20 protein-coding genes and 1 riboswitch are annotated in these 20,808 nt (G+C 44.7%); of the genes, 15 read left to right on the forward strand and 5 right to left on the reverse strand.

Features of this window, described 5'->3' with window-relative positions; all coding sequences use genetic code 11:
- Positions 1-376: 376 nt before the first annotated feature.
- Both glpE and glpG read left to right on the forward strand, forming a co-directional pair.
- Entirely contained in the window at positions 377-703 is a 327-nt protein-coding gene (glpE, locus tag AC6R16_RS22415) for a thiosulfate sulfurtransferase GlpE (protein ID WP_500675765.1), read from the forward strand.
- A gap of 4 nt (positions 704-707) precedes the next feature.
- Positions 708-1,538: a rhomboid family intramembrane serine protease GlpG gene (glpG, locus tag AC6R16_RS22420; protein WP_500675766.1), complete on the forward strand. Its 831-nt coding sequence runs from the start codon at positions 708-710 to the stop codon at positions 1,536-1,538.
- Between the two features lie 47 nt (positions 1,539-1,585).
- On the opposite strand, the gene AC6R16_RS22425 is transcribed toward glpG, so the two are convergent.
- Positions 1,586-1,993 (reverse strand): flagellar basal body-associated protein FliL, encoded by a 408-nt coding sequence (locus tag AC6R16_RS22425; RefSeq protein ID WP_004745050.1) that lies wholly within the window; start codon positions 1,991-1,993, stop codon positions 1,586-1,588.
- A gap of 165 nt (positions 1,994-2,158) precedes the next feature.
- Between AC6R16_RS22425 and AC6R16_RS22430 the strand changes: the two genes are divergently transcribed.
- Both AC6R16_RS22430 and ubiA read left to right on the forward strand, forming a co-directional pair.
- Complete coding sequence (locus AC6R16_RS22430; protein ID WP_500639603.1) at positions 2,159-2,698, forward strand: chorismate lyase; 540 nt, start codon at positions 2,159-2,161, stop codon at positions 2,696-2,698.
- Position 2,699: 1 nt separating this feature from the next.
- Positions 2,700-3,554: a 4-hydroxybenzoate octaprenyltransferase gene (gene ubiA, locus AC6R16_RS22435; RefSeq protein ID WP_004745052.1), complete on the forward strand. Its 855-nt coding sequence runs from the start codon at positions 2,700-2,702 to the stop codon at positions 3,552-3,554.
- A 46-nt stretch (positions 3,555-3,600) separates the two neighbouring features.
- Here the strand turns inward: ubiA and plsB are convergent, their stop codons facing one another.
- On the reverse strand, positions 3,601-6,036 hold the full coding sequence (gene plsB, locus AC6R16_RS22440; RefSeq protein ID WP_500675767.1) for a glycerol-3-phosphate 1-O-acyltransferase PlsB: 2,436 nt from the start codon (positions 6,034-6,036) through the stop codon (positions 3,601-3,603).
- Between the two features lie 204 nt (positions 6,037-6,240).
- On the opposite strand from plsB, the gene AC6R16_RS22445 reads away from it, so the two are divergent.
- The 6 genes from AC6R16_RS22445 (at position 6,241) to fghA (ending at position 11,889) form a co-directional block, all read left to right on the forward strand.
- Positions 6,241-6,603, forward strand: a complete 363-nt coding sequence (locus AC6R16_RS22445; protein WP_500675768.1) for a diacylglycerol kinase — start codon at positions 6,241-6,243, stop codon at positions 6,601-6,603.
- Between the two features lie 109 nt (positions 6,604-6,712).
- On the forward strand, positions 6,713-7,333 hold the full coding sequence (gene lexA / locus AC6R16_RS22450; protein ID WP_004745055.1) for a transcriptional repressor LexA: 621 nt from the start codon (positions 6,713-6,715) through the stop codon (positions 7,331-7,333).
- A gap of 89 nt (positions 7,334-7,422) precedes the next feature.
- A complete protein-coding gene (locus AC6R16_RS22455) occupies positions 7,423-8,235 on the forward strand; it encodes a class I SAM-dependent methyltransferase (RefSeq protein ID WP_069668093.1) in 813 nt (270 codons plus the stop codon).
- Between the two features lie 41 nt (positions 8,236-8,276).
- Entirely contained in the window at positions 8,277-9,614 is a 1,338-nt protein-coding gene (gene dinF / locus AC6R16_RS22460; RefSeq protein ID WP_500675769.1) for an MATE family efflux transporter DinF, read from the forward strand.
- 211 nt (positions 9,615-9,825) lie between these two features.
- Positions 9,826-10,974 (forward strand): S-(hydroxymethyl)glutathione dehydrogenase/class III alcohol dehydrogenase, encoded by a 1,149-nt coding sequence (locus tag AC6R16_RS22465; RefSeq protein ID WP_494506225.1) that lies wholly within the window; start codon positions 9,826-9,828, stop codon positions 10,972-10,974.
- 75 nt (positions 10,975-11,049) lie between these two features.
- Positions 11,050-11,889, forward strand: coding sequence for an S-formylglutathione hydrolase (gene fghA / locus AC6R16_RS22470; RefSeq protein WP_500675770.1), 840 nt, complete (start codon positions 11,050-11,052; stop codon positions 11,887-11,889).
- A 66-nt stretch (positions 11,890-11,955) separates the two neighbouring features.
- On the opposite strand, the gene sthA is transcribed toward fghA, so the two are convergent.
- On the reverse strand, positions 11,956-13,386 hold the full coding sequence (gene sthA, locus AC6R16_RS22475) for a Si-specific NAD(P)(+) transhydrogenase (protein ID WP_071881303.1): 1,431 nt from the start codon (positions 13,384-13,386) through the stop codon (positions 11,956-11,958).
- Between the two features lie 258 nt (positions 13,387-13,644).
- Here sthA and fabR point away from each other — a divergent pair, with 258 nt between their 5' ends.
- Positions 13,645-14,286: an HTH-type transcriptional repressor FabR gene (gene fabR, locus AC6R16_RS22480; protein ID WP_004745061.1), complete on the forward strand. Its 642-nt coding sequence runs from the start codon at positions 13,645-13,647 to the stop codon at positions 14,284-14,286.
- Positions 14,286-14,675, forward strand: coding sequence for a YijD family membrane protein (locus AC6R16_RS22485; RefSeq protein ID WP_500639608.1), 390 nt, complete (start codon positions 14,286-14,288; stop codon positions 14,673-14,675). The genes fabR and AC6R16_RS22485 overlap by 1 nt, the downstream gene beginning before the upstream one ends.
- 66 nt (positions 14,676-14,741) lie before the next feature.
- On the opposite strand, the gene trmA is transcribed toward AC6R16_RS22485, so the two are convergent.
- Positions 14,742-15,851, reverse strand: a complete 1,110-nt coding sequence (gene trmA, locus AC6R16_RS22490; RefSeq protein ID WP_004745063.1) for a tRNA (uridine(54)-C5)-methyltransferase TrmA — start codon at positions 15,849-15,851, stop codon at positions 14,742-14,744.
- Positions 15,852-16,050: 199 nt separating this feature from the next.
- A riboswitch (cobalamin riboswitch) is annotated at positions 16,051-16,252 on the forward strand.
- 55 nt (positions 16,253-16,307) lie between these two features.
- On the opposite strand from trmA, the gene AC6R16_RS22495 reads away from it, so the two are divergent.
- From AC6R16_RS22495 to murI, 3 genes are read left to right on the forward strand one after another with little or no spacing between them, the layout of a single operon-like run.
- Positions 16,308-18,245, forward strand: coding sequence for a TonB-dependent receptor (locus AC6R16_RS22495; RefSeq protein WP_500675771.1), 1,938 nt, complete (start codon positions 16,308-16,310; stop codon positions 18,243-18,245).
- 51 nt (positions 18,246-18,296) lie between these two features.
- Positions 18,297-18,968, forward strand: a complete 672-nt coding sequence (locus AC6R16_RS22500; protein WP_500675772.1) for a Dph6-related ATP pyrophosphatase — start codon at positions 18,297-18,299, stop codon at positions 18,966-18,968.
- A 46-nt stretch (positions 18,969-19,014) separates the two neighbouring features.
- Positions 19,015-19,815 (forward strand): glutamate racemase, encoded by an 801-nt coding sequence (gene murI, locus AC6R16_RS22505; protein WP_500675773.1) that lies wholly within the window; start codon positions 19,015-19,017, stop codon positions 19,813-19,815.
- Here murI and AC6R16_RS22510 read toward each other — a convergent pair.
- Positions 19,781-20,230 carry an RNA recognition motif domain-containing protein gene (locus tag AC6R16_RS22510; protein WP_171383718.1) on the reverse strand — a complete coding sequence of 150 codons (450 nt, stop codon included), beginning with the start codon at positions 20,228-20,230 and terminating at the stop codon, positions 19,781-19,783. The two genes, murI and AC6R16_RS22510, sit on opposite strands and share 35 nt — an antisense overlap.
- Positions 20,231-20,808 lie beyond the last annotated feature (578 nt).

Here is a 20,808-nt window from a genome sequence, read left to right on the forward strand (position 1 = left end):
ATATGATCTCGGCTTTTTTATTGCTGATCATTTATTGAGTTATTTGGATGATTATAGATCGAGTTTGTCTCACCTTGCCTGTGGGTAACTCTGTGGTAAATTTCTTTGCTATCTGTCAGAAAGCGGGGTAGATAAAGGCATCTCGACCCATTATCCCGTGGGGATAGTTTTGCTTTTACACACAATAAAATAATGATCATCACTACATATAGTGGATCAAAAATTATCGAGATACTTTATCAACGCAATCCACAGATTTATCCACAGTTGATGGATTTATGATCGCTGGTGGATAACCTTACTACCCTCGTGTACTTGTTGACCACTGGATAGGTTACAATGGCGTTAGATAATTACGATATAAAAGAGAAAGTTCATGGATCAGTTTAAGCATATTGATGTGAGTAGTGCGCAAAGTCTTCTTGAGCAAGGAGAAGCACGAATGGTGGATATTCGCGATCCTCAATCCTTTGCTGTGTCTCACGCCAAAGATGCCTTCCATTTGACCAACGATACGATCGTCACCTTTATGGACGACGTGGAGTTTGAACAACCTGTGTTGGTGATGTGTTATCACGGCATTAGCAGCCAAGGTGCTGCACAGTATTTGGTTAACCAAGGCTTTGAGCAGGTGTATAGTGTTGATGGCGGCTTTGAAGCATGGCAAAGAGCCGAACTTCCGACAGAATCCAACTTAGGATAGCTTTATGTATCGACTCATCTCCCTCAATAATCCACGTATGGCACAAGCATTTATCGACTATATGGCCTCGCGCCAGATAGATATTCAGATGATGCCGGAGGGGGAAGGGCAGTTTGCATTGTGGTTGACCGATAGCCAGCATCAAATAGAGGCGGAGTCAGAGCTGAAGCAGTTTTTATCCGATCCTAATGCCAACAAATATCAAGCGGCGTCATGGGATATGGCCGAAAGCCGCAAGAATCACTTTACCTATCAATCGCCAAGTATGTTAGCCATGATTAAGGCCAAAGCCGGGCCGATAACATTATCTGTTATGGTGATCTGTTTGGTTATTTTTACCATGCAGCAACTTGGCTCTGGTGAAGGGGTGTTTGCCGCTTTGCACTTCCCAGCATTTGCAGGACAAGAATGGCAACTTTGGCGCTGGGTAAGCCATGCCGTTCTTCACTTTTCTGTCATGCATATCGCCTTTAACTTACTCTGGTGGTGGCAGCTTGGTGGTGATATTGAGCAAAGGCTCGGCTCGGGCAAATTACTGCAGTTGTTTGTAGTTTCTGCTGCGCTCTCAGGGGCGGGGCAATACTGGGTTGAAGGCGCTAACTTTGGCGGCTTATCTGGTGTGGTTTATGCACTGGTTGGCTACTTATGGATGTTGGGCTACAAAGCGCCACAACTTGGACTCAGTATGCCTAAACCTATGATAGGTTTTATGCTGGTGTGGTTGGTGCTTGGTTTTGTTCAGCCGTATATGGCGATTGCCAATACAGCCCATTTAGTTGGTCTGTTATCTGGTGTGGCTCTGGGTTTGTTCGATGCAAGCCGAGCGAAAAAGTAGCAATAAAAAAACGGCGCGATAAGCGCCGTTTGATTAGCTAGTATACATTACTGATACAAGTATTTGGTAAACAGTAAGTCAGCGATAATGGTTTTGCCTGTTTCGGGTAACAGCGTCGCGTTGAGCTGCTCAACTAAGGTCTTACGTAAATCTTCACGCCCCGCCAGGGAGGTAATGGTATCTTCTGACTGTTTACCAAGCAGTTCAATCACAGCGTCGCGAATTAATGGCTGGTGCAGTTCGATCACGCCAAGGTCCGCTTCATTAGCAACCATAATATCGATTCGAACTTGGATATAGCCAAGTTTCTTGCCTTTGGTATAGAAGTTGGTGGTGAGATCTGGTTCTAGCGTAAAGTAGGCAAGTTTCGGAGCACCTTCTTCTTCGGCTAAAACAGGTAGGCTGATAAGTAAACCCAAAGCGATAAATATTTGGGCTAGGTAACGTTTAATCATATTTATAACTTTTCTTTCTTCCAATCACGATACTCGAATCGCCTGAGTCTTGTTACAATAGAGCATCTATTTGTAATAAAAATGCGTTAAGCACTCATTGTAGTGGTTAACTTTTGAGATTGAAGCTTTATTGTACGCTGATAAGGCTACTTATTGAATATTAGTATGAATCAACCAACTGCGCTTTATTTATCTGCTCTTCGCCAAGTTGAATGGCAACAACCAGAGCATTTTAGCTTTCCTACGCAAAGTGCAAAAAAATGGCTGCTAGAACAGGGCTCGTTGTCACGTTTATTAGAGTCTTATTGCCAAACGTTAAGTGTCGACCTTCTGCATAATAAAGTGATTCGAGCTGAAAAGCTAAATACGCAGGAAATAGAACTGCTGGCACTAGAAGAATGCTTGTTGAGAAAGGTGGTGCTGAAAGGAGATGGAGAGCCGTGGGTATTGGGTCGAACCTTAATTCCGCATTCTTCAATGCAAGGCCAAGAGTATGATTTAGCTCGCCAAGGTGAAATACCGTTAGGCTTGACGGTGTTCAGTGCCAATGATGTTAAACGCGATGCTTTGCAAGTTGGTTTGGTTGAGTTGGATGGCAAGCAGCTGCTTGCGCGTCGTTCGCGACTATGGATGAATCGTAAACCTATGTTAGTGGCAGAGCTTTTTCTGCCGACCGCGCCAATTTATGCAAAGGAGAGCGTTTAAAATGACGGCAGATAAAGCAGTCGCTTACTGGCAGTTAATGCGCATGGATAAGCCGATTGGGACCTTATTATTGCTTTGGCCGACATTATGGGCGTTGATTATTGCAGCTGAGGGTGTACCGAGTTTAAAAGTTTTATTTGTTTTTGTTCTTGGCGTTATCTTTATGCGAGCGGCTGGATGCGTAATCAATGATTTTGCCGACCGTAAAGTTGATGGTCATGTAAAGCGCACTAAGCTACGCCCGTTACCATCAGGAAGAGTGACCTCTAAAGAAGCTATCGGGCTGTTTTTAGTCTTAGCGATCAGTTCGTTCCTACTTGTGCTGAGTATGAATGCGTTAACCATTCAGCTCTCATTTGTTGGCATCTTCCTCGCGTTCATTTACCCATTTATGAAGCGCTATACTCATCTGCCACAGCTGTTTCTTGGTCTAGCTTTTAGTTGGTCAATTCCTATGGCTTGGGCTGCCGAGGCGAACGAAGTCACCATGATGACATGGTTTATCTTTACTATTAATGCCCTATGGACTATCGCCTACGACACCCAATATGCCATGGTAGATAGGGATGATGACCTGAAAATTGGCATTAAATCGACGGCAATCTTGTTTGGTCGGTTAGATAAAATGGTGATTGGTGTGTTGCAGCTCGCCACTCTTGCCATGTTGATGTACGTCGGGATTTGGTTTGAGCTTGGTGCAAGCTACTACTGGAGCTTGCTGATTGCTGGCGCTTTATTTGTGTTTCAGCAGCATCTTATCCGACATCGAGAGCGAGACTTGTGCTTCAAGGCATTTCTCAATAACAACTACGTCGGCATGATTGTCACCATAGGCTTGTTTATTGCTTTCTGGTAAACAAAAAGGGCATCCACTGGATGCCCTTTTTCATACTTAGTTGGTTTTATTTAGTCCCTGTCGCCTGACAGATACTTTCTTTGATGGTTAGGCGAACTTCTGGGTAGAGCATAGAGTAAAGCAGGTTGGCTAAGTCTTTGCTCTTATCACTATCGCAGTTACCGTCATTGTCGAGGTAAGCTTGTTGTTTCAATGTCGTAAACAGTGCAGAGAAAACGCCCTTATCAAAGAACTCTGGGGCATTAATACCATGTAAACGACCTAAGCGTTGCGCGATATCTTGGCTTTTAAGCTCTAAGTCGGCTTTACCCAGCTCTGGGTTTGCCACTAACAGGTTAAGTGCAATTGCATAGCGTTGCAGTGTTTCGGTAATGGTGCGACCAAGCAGAACCAAGACTTGGTTGTTCGCTTGATTAATTGCCACATTTTGCTCGCTATCGATGGTCACTAAGCCTTGGTGAGCGATCTCTTCGATGTATGCCTCAGTCAGTTCACCGAGCTTCTCTTCCTCAATACTTAAGAACAGCTCTTGTTTTAAGAATGGATAAACGAGAGCCACATTTTGCTTGATCTGCTCTAATGACAACTGCTGATGGCGAACCAACATTTGAGCGATTAACGACGGCAGCGCCAATAAATGGATGATATTGTTGCGGTAGTAAGTCATTAGAATCGATTGATTTCGATCCAGAGAGACAATTTCACCCATGCTGTCTGTTTCGATAAGGAACTTATCCAATGTCTCGGCATGTTTGACCAACGCTTGTGCATCATCTTCAGGCACCGTGTAGGTTGAAGAGTAAGGCACATTCTTAAGGATCGATAAATAACAATCGATCTGATTGACTAAGCTATCGCGGGACAATGCACGTTGGCGTGAAGCGAGCAGGGCGGTTGCACATAATGTGAGTGCGTTAGTCGCAGCCGCATCGTTAATGTGTGTCATCATCTTGGTGGCTAAGCCATTGACTACTGGGTTGAGCCACTGTGGTTTAGTTGCACCCATAGGATCGATATCTTTAGTCCACTCAGGTGCATGCTCGTTCAGATATTGGTTCAGTGGAATAGGCTCACCGAAGTTAACGTACCCTTGGCCGAAGTTGCGTAGCTTGCGAATCGTGCGCAGCACTAAGCCGGCATTTTCTTTTTCTTTGCGCTTACCACGTAGCTCTTTGGCGTAAGTCCCCACCTCCATAACATGCTCATAGCCGATGTAAACCGGAACCAGTGTTACTGGGCGATTTAGACCACGCAGCATAGCTTGGACTGTCATGGCCAGCATACCGGTTTTCGCTTGTAGCAATCGGCCAGTGCGCGAACGTCCGCCTTCACTGAAGTACTCTACTGAGTATCCTTTAGCAAACAGCTCCGCTAAGTACTCACGGAAGATAGTCGAGTACAGTTTATTGCCTTTAAAGCTACGGCGAATAAAGAACGCGCCACCACGGCGGAAGATAGGTCCCGCAGGGAAGAAGTTTAGGTTAATACCTGCCGCAATGTGTGGAGGAACCATGCCTTCTCGGTAAAGCACGTAAGAAAGCAGCAAGTAGTCCATATGGCTACGGTGACAAGGCACGTAGACGATCTCGTGACCATCTTGCGCCAGTTTACGTACCGTAGCGGCATTGGTAATGTTCAAGCCTTGGTAAATACGATTCCACAACCAGCCGAGTAGGCGTTCGCCATTTTTTATCAAGGAGTAAGAGAAGTTTGCGGCAATCTCATCCATGATGGCATGGGCTTCTTTGCGTACTTTCTCTATTGGCACATCTTTCGAATTGGCCTCATCCATGATGACTTTTTCAATCGCTTTCGATTTCATCAGTCGATTAAATAGCGCTTGTCGACTCGGCAAATTTGGCCCTGAAGCGGCGAGCTTCTGACGAGAGAAGTGGATACGTGCCACGCGTGCTAACTTATGAGCAATCGAAGCGTCTGTGCCATGTGAATCCGCCATGTAACGCAGAGAAACCACAGGGCTAATACGCACTAAACAGTCACGACCAGAGAGCAAAACAGCTTTGGCTTTTTGTGGACCGTTTAAAGACTGTAGGTAAGGTTTTTGCTGCGATTCTTTACCTGGTTTACGTCCCCAAAGTACTGTTGCAGGTATCATTTGCACATCGAGTTCTGAATCAAACTTGTGTAGTTCGAGCAGATCAGAGAAAAGCGTCACTGATGTGCTTGGCACATCTTGATCGCTGTCCATTACGGTTTGGCGAGCGGAGGTAAAGACGTAGCGGTTAAATGCTTTGCCGTTGATTTCGACTGGCTCTAGCGGGTCGGGTAAACCAAGTGCAATGACTTGTTTTTGCAGCGCGAGGAGATCAACAGCTGAGCGATATGGCAGAGCGTAAATAATGGGCTTGTTTATATCAATGCTATGATCTTCAATAGGATTTGAAGGAATTGTGGTCCCTTTAACTAACACTGACATAGGCAGTTTTAGTAAGGTGCGCGATAACATTCGTCCAGAAGACATAAGGTTCTTAGCCTCAAAAATAGATGGTTTGCATAAGCACATTTCCATTTCTCTAACTATAGAACTGGGAATGCGCCCAAGCGTGTATTTTTATAGCGGGCAAGGATAACAGAAACTGGTCGAACCTTTTACTTATTATTGATTAGGAAAACGTCAATTTTTAAGTCATCAAGCTATCGAGATAATTAATAAAGAGAAATTAACTTGCCAGACAAAACACTACATGGATTTAAACGGATTAAAAACGCAACGCAGTACTCCTACCAAGGTCTCAAGGCTGCATTTAAACACGAGCCGGCCTTTCAAGAAGAAGTCGTGTTAGCCGCGCTCATGATTCCGGCGGCTTTATTTATTGGTGACAGTCAGTGGGAGAGAATATTGCTGATCGCGACAGTAGTGTTGGTATTGATCGCTGAATTGTTTAATAGTGCGATTGAAGCGGTCGTTGACCGAGTTGGAACGGAGCACCACGAGCTTGCCGGACGAGCGAAAGATATTGGCTCGGCTGCTGTAATGGTGACCATGCTATTAACCGGTTATGTCTGGCTAGAGATCCTGTTTTTTTAACGCGATCGACGGGTAAATTGCTAACTCGCTAAAAAACAAGCAATTGGCTTTTCATTTGAACAATTACTGGATATACTCACAGTTAACTGTATAAAAAGACAGGTGACTTATGAAGCCGTTAACGCCCCGCCAACAACAAGTTTTTGATCTGATCAAAAGCAAAATCGAAGATACTGGTATGCCACCAACACGTGCTGAAATTGCACGCGAACTTGGCTTCCGTTCAGCAAATGCTGCTGAAGAACACCTTAAAGCCCTTGCACGTAAGCAAGCGATTGAAATTATTCCTGGTGCCTCTCGTGGAATCCGTATTCTACTTGAAGATGCTGCCAATGATGATGAAGGACTGCCTCTTATCGGCCAAGTTGCGGCGGGTGAGCCAATCCTTGCTCAGGAGCATGTCGAGACTCATTACCAAGTTGACCCGGGTATGTTCAAGCCTCAAGCTGACTTCTTACTGCGTGTAAATGGCGAAAGTATGAAAGACATCGGTATTATGGATGGCGACTTGCTTGCAGTGCATAAAACTCAAGATGTACGTGATGGTCAGGTTGTCGTTGCACGTGTTGACGATGACGTAACGGTTAAACGTCTAGAGCGTAAAGGTTCGACAGTACTGCTTCATGCTGAGAACGAAGAGTTTGAGCCAATTAAAGTGGATCTGACTAGTCAGCACCTAGCGATTGAAGGTCTAGCGGTAGGCATTATTCGCAACACAGATTGGATGTAACCGACTCTGTTTGAGATTCATTCTCACTTGTTGATTTTGTAACTGATATTCATTATCATCTTTACTCTGGCTACGGAAGGAAGATGATAATGGCCGTCGATCACACATCAGCTAAACATCGCTATCAAATCCCTGCTAATTTATTGCAACCATTATGGCTTCGTAGCCGAGAAAGTTTAGTTGATAATGGATTAGTCTACGACCCGATTGCAGCGCGTGCCTGTCAGCGCTGCCATTTAGCACCAGAATGTCTTTCTGGTGATATTGACCAAAAACAACTCCTTCACGTTACGCTTACTCAGCTGTGCGATCAGCAGGTTTCTGCTTTTATCAAACGTAATCCAGATGGTTGGATCGTCAATGTTGGTGCAGGGTTGGATACGCGTTTTTATCGTGTTGATAACGGCCGATGCAACTGGTTAGAACTCGATGTGACAGAAAATTTGCTCTGGCGTCAGAAACTGTTTCACAGTAGTGAGCGTTATCACCATGTTTGCGGTAGCGTTGATGATGTCAGTTGGTTAGAGCAGTTACCTATTCCAGAAAAAACGCCTGTGATGATAGTGTGTGAACACGCTTTGCTTGATTGTAGTCAGCAGCAAGTGGCCAAATTCATTCAAGCGCTAGGTTGCCACTTTGACTCAGCACGAGCTTGCGTTGTATTAGCTGGCGATCTCAGCCATTCCAAGCTAGGGCAGAAAATGGGCGCGGGGCAATATGCTCACGGGTACAGCGCACCGGGCGATGCTATGTTAGGCTATTTACCTTGGGCACGCTGGGCGAAAACCTATTCTCCGCTTGATCGCGATTGTGGTCGCTGGAAACTATGGCAACGCTGGCTGACTAAGATGAACTTTTTAAAGCAAAGATTAACACCGGTATTGGTTCAGCTTCGCTGGTAATCTCGTTACACTTGTCACTCAATTCTAGTCAGAGTGACAACGTGCAAATTCTTCAAACCCTTTCTAACCGCACTGTGCATAAGCAAGTCTTGTTGCTTGCTATTCCTATGGTGCTTTCCAACATCACAGTGCCATTACTTGGACTGGTGGATGCAGCAGTCATCGGTCACCTCGAACATGCGTGGTATCTCGGCGGTGTTGCGTTGGGCAGTACTATGATCAGCGTAACATTTTGGCTGCTAGGCTTTTTGCGTATGTCGACCACGGGGCTTGCCGCCCAATCTTATGGCGCAGAGAGCAAACATCAACTTGGGCTGGTCTTCACCCAAGGCATGACAATGGCTCTTGGTTTTGCTGCCGTTTTTCTTCTCTTCCATCAATCTATTGCGCAATGGGTATTTAGCTTTAGTGATGCCAGTGAGCAGGTAAAGCATTATGGCGCGCAGTACTTCGCGATCCGAGCTTGGAGTGCGCCTGCCGCCTTGGCTAACTTCGTCTTGCTCGGTTGGTTGTTAGGTACGCAAAATGCCAAAGCACCGATGTGGATGGTGATCATCGCTAATGTGACCAACATCGTTCTCGACATACTATTTGTGATTGGATTAGGTTGGAAAGTCGAGGGCGCGGCATTGGCTTCTGTGATTGCTGATTACACCGGAATGAGTTTTGGTCTGATTTGCGTATGGCGTAAATGGACCCGGGACAGCCTACCGCCAGTGTTGAACTTGATTAAAGACACCACCAATGGATTAAGCCGCTTTGTTAAGCTCAATCGAGATATCTTTTTACGTTCACTCTGCTTGCAAGCCACGTTTACCTTTATGACCTTTCAAGGAGCGAGTTTCGGCGACGAAATCGTTGCTGCGAATGCCGTGTTGATGAGTTTTTTGATGATGATTTCTTACGGCATGGATGGATTCGCTTATGCGATGGAAGCCATGGTCGGTAAAGCTATTGGTGCGAAAGACCGAGAGCAGCTCAATCAATCGCTGATTGGTACTTTTTTCTGGAGCTTGGTCATCTGTGGATTACTGACTTTAGCATTTGGTCTGATGGGATCGAATCTGATCGGATTGATCACTGATATTTCAGCCGTTCATGCATTGGCGATGGAGTATTTGCCTTGGTTGATTGCCATGCCGCTAGTGTCGATGTGGTGCTTTCTATTTGATGGCATCTTTGTTGGTGCAACAAAAGGTAAAGAGATGCGCAACAGCATGTTCTTATCAACTTGTGGCTTTTTTGCGATTTTCTATTTATCGATGGATTTAGGTAATCACGCTCTGTGGCTAGCAATGTTGAGTTTCATGGCCATGCGCGGGTTAACCCTAGCGATAATCTTAACCCTCCAGTGGCGGAGAAACACTTTTCTCGCCTAAGTAAAAGATACCAGCCGAGTCTCCGTACTCGGCTTTTTTCTATCTTTATTAACATTATTACGCATGCGTAAAAATGATTTTCAAAATGATGGGATTATCAAATCTCTATTAGTGCCTAAAATACTCAGCAACAAAACGACGCAGCGTAGTGTGAGTTCCTCAACTACGCTTATGACGTCCCTATATACATAAAATATAAAGGAAGCATCCAATGGCGCTTGAAATCAATCCTGGTCAAACTCACATTAAATCAAAAGCAATGGTGGCGTGGGCTGCTGGTGAACCGCTGAAAATGGAAGAAGTTGATGTACAACTTCCTAAAGCAGGAGAAGTGCTAGTACGCATCGTAGCTACTGGTGTTTGTCACACTGACGCATTCACCCTATCTGGCGATGACCCAGAAGGTATCTTCCCTTCAATTCTGGGTCATGAAGGTGGCGGTATCGTTGAAATGGTTGGCGAAGGTGTCACTAGCGTTGAAGTTGGCGATCACGTGATCCCACTTTATACGGCAGAATGTGGCGAATGTAAGTTCTGTAAGTCGGGTAAAACTAACCTATGTCAGGCCGTTCGCGAAACCCAAGGTAAAGGTCTAATGCCAGACGGCACAAGCCGCTTTTCTATTAACGGTGAGACCATTTTCCACTACATGGGCTGTTCTACTTTCTCTGAGTACACGGTTCTTCCAGAGATCTCACTAGCTAAAGTAAATAAAGAAGCTCCGCTTGAAGAAGTTTGTCTTCTAGGTTGTGGTGTGACAACAGGCATGGGCGCAGTGCTTAACACGGCAAAAGTAGAACAAGGCGACACCGTTGCGGTATTTGGTCTAGGTGGTATCGGCTTATCTGCCATTATTGGTGCGCGTATGGCGGGTGCAAGCCGTATCATCGGTATTGATATCAACGAGAGTAAATTTGACCTAGCCAAACAACTGGGTGCTACAGATGTTATTAACCCACAGAAATTCGATAAGCCAATCCAAGAGGTTATCGTTGAAATGACAGACGGCGGCGTAGATTACTCATTTGAGTGTATCGGTAACGTTAATGTGATGCGTCAAGCACTTGAGTGTTGTCATAAAGGTTGGGGTGAATCAGTGATTATTGGTGTTGCCGGCGCAGGCCAAGAGATCTCAACCCGTCCATTCCAACTCGTAACTGGTCGTGTATGGCGTGGTAGCGCTTTCGGTGGTGTTAAAGGTCGTTCTGAGCTTCCAGAAATCGTAAATCGCTACATGGCAGGTGAGTTCGGTCTACAAGAATTCATTACTCATACCATGGGTCTGCAAGACGTAAATGAAGCGTTTGAGTTGATGCACAAAGGTGAATCAATCCGTACTGTTCTTCATATGGATAAGTAACTGAGCTAAATAGATAAACACAACGCCCTGATACAAGGGCGTTGTTGTCTTCTGAATTTTTAATCTGGGGTGGTTATGACCATTGAAAACGTAAGCCAAGCCAAAGTATTTGGTGGTTGGCACAAACAGTACACGCATGATTCTAACGTTCTAAACTGCAACATGCGTTTCGCAATCTTTTTGCCACCTAATGCGACCAAATCCAAACCCGTTCCTGTGCTTTACTGGTTATCTGGCCTAACTTGCACCGACGAAAACTTTATGCAAAAGGCAGGGGCGTTTCGACGGGCTGCTGAATTGGGGATTGCCATCGTAGCACCAGATACTAGCCCTAGAGGTGAAGAGGTCGCAGATGATGAAGGTTACGATCTAGGACAGGGTGCCGGTTTTTATCTTAATGCAACTCAAGAGCCTTGGTCTCGTCACTATCATATGTATGACTATGTCACCCAAGAGCTGCCATCTTTGATTGAAGCTAACTTCCCAGTTTCGTCGATTAAGTCGATTGCTGGGCATAGTATGGGTGGACACGGCGCGTTGACTATAGGGCTGAAAAATTCGCAGCAGTATCGTTCGATTTCTGCCTTTAGTCCGATCACTAATCCTATGCAGTGTCCTTGGGGGCAAAAAGCGTTTAATGCCTACCTAGGTAATGACTTTGAGGCTTGGCGAGAGTATGACGCCAGTGAGTTATTAAAGCAGGCGCAAGCAAAGCTGCCGATTTTAGTCGACCAAGGAGATGCGGATAACTTTCTGGTTGAGCAACTAAAGCCACAAGCATTGATTGCCGCAGCGCAAACCCATGATTCTGACGTTGAAGTGAGAATGCAGTCAGGTTATGACCACAGCTACTATTTCATTTCGAGCTTTATTGAACAGCATCTTGAGTTTCATGCCACTTACCTGAATCAATAATTGATGAAACTAAAAAGCCGCAACTTAATTGAGTTGCGGCTTTTCTATATTTAGCTGGTGGCTTATTTAAAACAAACGGTTAAGACCATTAAGTGCTGCTACGCGATAAGCCTCGGCCATAGTTGGGTAGTTGAAAGTGGTGTTGACGAAATATTCGATGGTATTCGCTTCCCCTTTCTGCTCCATAATGGCTTGGCCTATGTGGATGATTTCCGCTGCGCGCTCACCAAAACAATGAATACCAAGGATCTCTTTCGTTTCGCGGTGGAAGAGAATCTTCAAACTACCAATATCTTTCCCCGCGATTTGAGCGCGAGCTAAGTGTTTGAAAGAAGAGCGCCCAACTTCATACGGCACTTTTGCCGCAGTTAGCTCTTGCTCTGTTTTACCCACAGAACTGATCTCTGGAATGGTGTAGATACCCGTTGGAATATCTTCAATAAGGTTGCCGTCTGCTTTGCCTTTGGTGATCGCCTGAGCAACAAAGCGTCCTTGGTCATAAGCGGCACTTGCTAGGCTTGGGTAGCCAATTACGTCACCGACAGCATAAACATGTTCAACTTCGGTTTGATAGTTACCATCGACTTTTAATTGTCCGCGAGAGTCAGCCTCTAACCCAACTGCAGTGAGGTTAAGCTTGTCTGTGTTACCTGTACGGCCATTGGCGTAAAGGATACAGTCGGCGCGCATTTTCTTACCGGATTCAAGATGAACAATGACACCATCTTCAGTCCCTTCAATCTTCTCAAACGTTTCATCGTTGCGAATCACAACGCCACTGTTCCAGAAGTGGTAAGACAAAGCATCTGAAACTTCATTATCTAAGAAGGCAAGTAGGCGATCTCGGGTATTGATTAGGTCTGTTTTGACACCTAAACCACGGAAAATCGATGCATACTCACAGCCGATAACACCTGCACCGTAAATGATGATATGACGAGGGTCGTGCTTAAGACTCAGTATCGAGTCACTGTCATAAATACGCTCGTGCATAAAATCGACATTGTCAGGTTGGTATGGGCGAGATCCTGTCGCGATAACAAAACGGTCGGCGCTGTAGGTCTCTTCTGTGCCATCGCTTTGCATCACGGCAATGGTATATTTATCGATAAAGCGAGCCGTACCAAAAATCAACGAGCACTGGTTACGATCATAGAAGCCCTGACGAAGTCGTGTCTGCTTATCGATCACCGATTTGGCATGACCGAGAATGTTGGAAAACGTCGAATGTAGGCTAGTGTTGTTGTGACAAAACAGAGGGTTGTTATTGAACTCAATGATTCGGCTTACTGCATGACGTAAAGCCTTTGAAGGGATGGTACCCCAGTGAGTACAGCCACCACCGACACTACTTTCCTTTTCTACAATGGCAACATTTAAGCCCGCTTTGGTTAATCCCATCGCTGCCCCTTCGCCTCCGGGGCCACTACCAATAACGATTACATCAAAGTGGTTGCTCTGGGCCATAGTTTCTTCCTTGTTATAGATTCTTAACATTGCTTTAGCGAGATTTTAACTGATTCCGTTATGGCGTACACCTAAAGCATACTAGACAGTCGGCGAGATCACGGAGAATCAAGCAAATAGATTAAAGGGTATGTCGTATGTCTCTTATTAGGGTGGAAAAGATTGAATTCTCAACTCAACTCGGTTTAATTGCCACTCGGTCAGCAAAGCACAAGATTATGGCTTATCTCCTTAAGGCAATCGTTGTATATTAATGGCTATCGAAGTTAGAAAAATAGAAAAATAACTATGAAATCCATGGGAATCCGTGCTCAGCAGAAAGAGAAAACGCGTCGCTCTTTGATTGACGCTGCATTCAGTCAGTTAAGTGCTGACCGAAGCTTTTCCAACCTGAGCTTGCGTGAAGTCGCACGAGAGGCGGGTATCGCTCCAACTTCATTCTATCGTCACTTTAAAGATATGGATGAGCTAGGTTTGACCATGGTTGATGAAGGGGGCTTGTTGCTGCGTCAGCTAATGCGTCAAGCTCGCCAACGCATCGTCAAAGAGGGCAGTGTGATCCGTACTTCGGTAGAGACCTTTATGGAGTTTATCGAAAGTAGCCCCAACGTTTTCCGACTATTATTACGTGAACGTTCGGGAACCTCATTTGAATTTCGTACAGCCGTTGCTCGTGAGATGCAACACTTTGTCGCCGAGATGACAGAATACCTGATCAGTACTGGTATGGCCCGAGATGAAGCTTTCACGCAAGCAGAGGCGTCGGTCACATTGGTATTCAGCTCTGGCGCAGAAGCTTTAGATTTAAATCGACGTGAACGCGATGAACTTGCCGAACGTCTAATTATGCAATTGCGAATGATAGCCAAAGGGGCTTTCTGGTATCGCAAAGAACGTGAACGTAACCGATTAAAAGGTGGGATAGATTAATGTCGAATGAAACAAACCAAGTTAATCATGGTTCTGAGAAGAAAACACTGGTACTGGCTCTAATTGCGGGTATGTGTGGTGATGCTATGTTGTCATGGCTAACCATGAGTGATGTGCCTTTCTCAATTTTTCCACTGATTGCGCTTGTGCTGTCAGTGCAAGCACTTTACCGAGAGTACTTAAGTAACCCTGTATCTGAAGATATCCCGTTAGTGGGTCTGGCGTGTTTCTTCGTCGGTGCATTTGGTCACTCAGCATTTGTTAAAGCTCAGTACCCAGACTCGGGCTCTAACATGCTAGCAATCTTTATTACGCTTGGTTTGCTGCTTTGGGTAGCGAAAAAGCTCGGCTTCTTAACAGCGCCAGCGAAACCAAAAGCTGAGTCGTAATTTCAGCTTAGTAGATTGATACAAAAAACGAGCCCAATGGCTCGTTTTTTTATTTGTTCTAAATGGTTAAGCTTTGCGTTCCAGGAGTACGCCTGCTTCCATATGGTGGGTGTATGGGAACTGATCGAATAGAGCAAAGCGCGTCACTTTGTGAGTCTCGCACAGCACATCTAAGTTTTCTTTCAGTGTCTCTGGGTTGCACGAAATGTACATAATACGCTCGTAGCCTTGCACCATCTTACAGGTATCGATATCCATACCTGCACGTGGTGGGTCAACGAAAATGGTATTGCAGTTGTAGCTCTTAAGGTCGACACCCGCATCCTGCAGGCGACGGAACTCGCGCTTGCCTTCAATTGCTTCAGTAAACTCTTCTGCTGAAAGACGTAGGATCTGTACGTTATCAATCTTGTTGGCTGCGATATTGTATTGCGCTGATACAACAGAAGGCTTAGCCAGCTCTGTTGCGAGTACGCGATCAAAGTTTTGTGCCAGAGCCAGCGAGAAGTTTCCGTTACCACAATAAAGCTCAAGCAGATCACCCGTACTGTCTTGAGTACAGTCTACTGCCCACTCCAGCATCTTCTCTGCAACCTTGCCATTTGGTTGGGTAAAGCTATTTTCTACTTGCTGGTAAATGTATGGCTTCCCGTTTACATCGAGCTTTTCAATCACGTAGTCGCGATCGAGAACAATCTTCATCTTGCGTGCGCGACCGATGATGTTGAGATTAAAGCCTTCATCATTCAAACGTTGTTTTAACGCTTTCGCATTGTCAGTCCATTCCTCATCAAGCTGACGATGGTAAAGCAGCGAAACTAAGATTTCTCCGCTTAGCGTCGAAAGAAAATCAACTTGAAAAAGCTTACGGCGCAATGAGTCATTGTCTTTCATTGCATCAACAAGCAATGGCATTAAGTCATTAATTAAACGGCTTGCCGCAGGGAACTGATCGACACGGTACTTCTCGCGAGTCTCTTGATTGAACATGATGTAATAAAGGTCTTCACCTTCATGCCAAACGCGAAATTCTGCACGCATACGGTAGTGTTGCTCAGGAGATTCAAATACTTCCAACTCAGGTACTTGGTAAGGCGCGAACATCTCATTGAGACGGTCGATCTTCTCAGCCAGTTGTTCTTGGTAGCGTTGCGGGTTTACATCAAGAGTCGCCATGATTATTGCCTTAGGTTGGTACCTGTCGAGGTTGTATTTAATTTAAGAGCGCAGATTTTATTCAATCTCAGCGCTATGTCCAGTCTTGTCCTACCAATGCCTTAAAGATAGTGTGTAAATCGCACTTTGGCGGTGCAACTCGCTATATCATATAGATATAAATCCCAATTATGCTCTGGACAAATAATCCATAGCTTAATAACATCTGCGCCTAGCTGGTGCTTTCTAGATGTATAGATGGCTGAAAAGGGAATCTGGTGTAAATCCAGAACTGACGCGCAGCGGTAAAAGAGAACGAAAACTCAAATGACACTGCATAGAGGACTATGTGGGAAGTCGAGTGAGTAGGTGGCAATGCCGAGCTCTTAAGTCCGAAGACCTGCCAGCAGCTGAGCAGTGGTACTGGAAGCAAGCGCTCCATGCTCGGTAGGACTTACGCGATTTAGGATTATAAAAATGAACCGATCTATTCTAGCGATTGCTGTGGCATCGCTACTTCCGCACGCCTCCCTTTCTTACGCCCAAGAAGCATCTTATGATGAAACTATGGTGGTTTTAGCTAAGAGCGATTTCAATAATTCAATTGAAGACATTCCAGCTAACGTTACTGTTATTACTTCAGATGATATAGCTGCCAGCGGTGCGAAGAGCCTAGATACTTTGTTACGTGCCAGAGCGGGAATTCAGATTTCTGATACCAATAGTGGGCCTGCATTTGCTATGCGTGGATTCAGCGGTGGACAAGCATCAAGCAACACACTGATTCTTGTTGATGGTCGTCGCTTAAACAAACAAGACCTGTCTTCGCCTCAAATTAGTTCAATTCTGATTTCACAAATAGAACGAGTTGAAGTTCTTTCTGGTAGTGCTGGTGTACTTTATGGTGATCAGGCGGTAGGTGGTGTGATTAACATCATTACTAAAGGTGGTAGCCAAGAAGGTGGGAGTGCATCAGTAGCTGTTGGTAGTTTCGACTCTGTGGCCGGTAGCGTCGATGTGTCAAAAAAGTTAAATGATACTTGGAGCATGTTCATTAGTGCTAACCAAGACAATAGTGATAATTACCGCGAGCACAATAAGCGTGAGACAGGTTCGCTTCTTGGGCGGTTGAGCTTTGAACAAAATGGAACAGAGTTTTTTGCTGAGGCTAGCTACTACGATAATAATAGAGAATATGCTGGAAGCTTAAGTGAAGAAAAGTATGAACAAGATCCGACTCAAGCGGGGTCTAGTTTAGGCTACTCTCATGAAATTACTAAAGCTGTACGTACAGGTTATAAGCGTAGTTTAAATAATGGGTGGGTCTTAAGAACCGACGCTATTTACGATAATACGTCGGGTTCTGGGGCGACTTCGACAAGCCCTACAAGCAAAAAAAGTACGCAACTATTTGGTTCGATAAATATTGAAAATCAATTTGCCACAGAATCTGGGAACGGTAATGCCCTAATCGGTTTAGAGGGGGCTGATCGCGATCATTCATACAAATCGTCGTCTATCGACAGGGCAAATGAGCAAAAAACTTATAGCGTTTTTGGACAGTTAAATTACCCATTGATTGACAACCTGGCATTAACAGCTGGCGGTAGATACAGTGCAGTAGAAGACTTGCTGTACGATGGCTCCGTGTACCCAAACAAGGAAAAATTGTCAGAGTCTCAAGATGCCTATGAGCTTGGACTAAATTACAAAATAAATGAATTTCAGCGTGTGTACTTGCGCGGAGAAACTAACTTTAGATTTGCTAAAATTGATGAACAGGCATACACCTCACCAGGTGTCATGGGGTTAAAACCGCAAACGGGTAAATCATTGGAAGCAGGATGGAGCCTTTCGCAAAATGGTTACAGCGTGAAGGTTGATGTGTTCAACCTGCGTTTAGAAGATGAGATCGTTTATGATGGCAGTGCTCCTAAACCTATAGGTGGGCTTTTTGATGGTGCCAATGTGAATGCTGAAGAATCTGAACGTAATGGTATGAGTGTAAGTGGTGACGTTTATGTCACAGAAAATGTTCTGCTAGGTTTAGAGTACAGCCTAATTGATGCGAAATTCACCGAAGGTGAATATAAGGGTAAGAAGTTACCATGGGTTGCACGTAATACTGGTCGAGCATTCGCTACGTATGATATTAACTATAATTGGCAGCTATTTGTGGAAGGGGTATACACTGGCACTCGGTATAAAGATGGTGACAAAGCGAATAGCTCGGATAAACTTCCAGCTTACTGGCTGGGGAATATCGCAGTTAATTTTACTCAAGATGTTTGGTCAGCGAGCCTTCGAATTGATAATGCGCTGGATGAAAAATACCCTGCAAATGCTAACAGCTGGGGATCTTACTACCCAGGGGATGGTCGCAAAGTAATGCTAACAGGTACTTACCAATTCTAACGAAAACTCTAAAAACCGCCTTCGGGCGGTTTTTATTTATATAAGCAAACTATGAAAAAGAACGTCATTATTAGTTGGTCGAGCGGCAAAGATTCGACTTTGACCTTAGAAAGGTTGATTGAAAGCGAAGAGTATCAAGTGGTGGGTCTATACACGACCTATGTCAAAGATGAAGTCCCTTTTCAAGCGACCCCTGTTCCTGTGCTCGATATGCAGGCGGAGCTGTTAGGGTTACCGTTAATTAAGATAGAAATGCCGCAAGCTTTCCCCCCCAACGAAGTTTATCAATCGACGATTATCAGGGCACTAAAAGAGAGCGGCCTTGCGATTGATGGTGTCGCGTTTGGAGATATGTTCTGTAATGGCATTGAAGCCTATCGTCGTAGCTTTATCGAGCCTGCCGGATGGGAGTGTGTGTTTCCTCTACTAGGGCAGCGAAGCGAAGACTTAGCTCAAGAGATTCTCCAACGAGGGATCAAAACCTTGGTTGTGACAACAGATGGCAACGCACTAACGCCTGACTACTGTGGCCAGTGGTATAGCCAATCCTTCCTAGATAGCTTACCAAATGGTGTTGACCTTTGTGGAGAAGATGGAGAGTTTCATACCCTAGTAACAGAGACTCGCAGCTATAAAGGTAGGATTGAGCTAAAGCTAACTCATCAGGAGCGAGGAGAGCGTTTTACTCATCAACGTTATCAAGCGCAATGTTTGCCAAAATAGCCACAGCGAGTATCATTGCCAAGTCGTAAAGTAATGAGCAAATCAAGTGTCCCAGCAACAAGCAAAAATCTTAATCTTTGATTCTGGTGTCGGTGGTCTGTCTGTCTATAAAGAGATACAGGCAAAATTACCTCAGCTTGATTACCTCTATATCTTTGACAATGCCGCTTATCCTTATGGTGAGCTAGAGCATGAGACGCTTATTGCTCGTGTTAATACGTTGGTTTCCTCTTTAGTTGAGCAGCATCAAATCGATTTGGTTGTAATTGCCTGCAATACTGCCAGTACCATTGTTCTACCCACGCTGCGTGCCAAGCTATCCGTTCCCGTTGTTGGAGTGGTTCCTGCTATTAAGCCTGCATCGAGTCTTGCTAACAAAGCCGTTGGACTGATTGCCACTCCGGCGACGATAACTCGTCCTTATACCCATGACTTGATCCGTGATTTCTCGCAAAGCAAACCTGTAGAGCTACTAGGTTCTACTCGTTTGGTGGATATGGCTGAAGAAAAGCTGCGTGGCAAACCGATCGATATCGTGGAATTAAAGCAAATTCTTACTCCGATCGACAACAAGGTTGATGTCGCTGTATTAGGCTGTACCCATTTCCCCCTGATTAAACAAGAAATACAGCAGGTGCTGTCTGGCAATGTGGCGCTGGTGGATTCAGGAGAGGCGATTGCTCGTCGAGTGATGGACTTGCTGAAAGATAAAGTGAGTGCAGGGTTAGATGGGAGCGGAACAAGAGAGATTTTCTCAAGTGCTCCCCCTTGGGAAGAGGGAGCGCTGAATATCGCATTACATGAACTTGGTTTTAGCCCTGTTCAATATTATCCGATTGAGATTTAGGATCGTTAGCGATACGAACTTTCAATGTGCGCTGCATATAATCCTTTTCATTAAGTGCCTCTATTGCAGGTTGCGCGTCCGCAGCGGCCATCACAACAAAACCAAAGCCTCTTCTTTTACCTGTTCGTTTATCTTTCATTAAGCGAACAGCAAAAACTTCACCGTGTTTGGCAAACAGCTCTTTCACGTGAGATTCATTGGCCTTATAAGGCAAGTTACCTACATAAAGTGTTTTAGTTGATGGATCGTTTGATGGGTCTTGCTCAATATTGGTGTTGGAAAGTTTAAGAATAAAAGCGGAAGCAAAAACACCCAGAACAAAACTTAAAGCAGGAGAGATTGCTACCTGCGAAAAGATGATTCCGCCCAAAACAGCTAAGGCGACAATCATTAAGGTCGATTTGTTTGAACTCATATTGGAATACAACTTTTAGGTTTAAGAAAAAATAGGTCTACCGTTAACAAAATAGACACATGGATCTTACGTATATGGTTGTAGTTTTTCCAACGTATTGGTGTGACATGACTCAAATGTTGAAATTTTATTCTATTTTCAGGGTTTTGATTTGTTTTTAACCAAACAGAAATTAATTTCAAAAAAACACTTGTCTTCCTCTCAGACCTCCCTATAATGCCGCCTCACCGACACGGAGTGAGACAAACATCACACACCGAGTTGGAAAGAGAGAAAAGAAAGTTTGAAAAAATGCTTGACTCTCAAAACGGGAAGCGTAAGATACGCACCCCTAACGACGTGGCGCTGAGCGCAACGGAAGTTAGAAAAAGCTCTTTAAAAATATAGACCTATCAATCTGTGTGGGCACTCGTTGATGATAATCCAAATAGATACTTCGGTATCAATTTAGGTTTCAATGAAACGAAGTGACCATTCGAATTGGGAAGCAGCCTTGAGCTGTTTTGTTTCACTTTTTCAAAAGTGAAAACCAATAAGAGCACAGTCAATTCAAACATTACTTTATGTAATGTTCAGTA

Source organism: Vibrio sp. R10-SG3-ISO10, assembly GCF_059834185.1.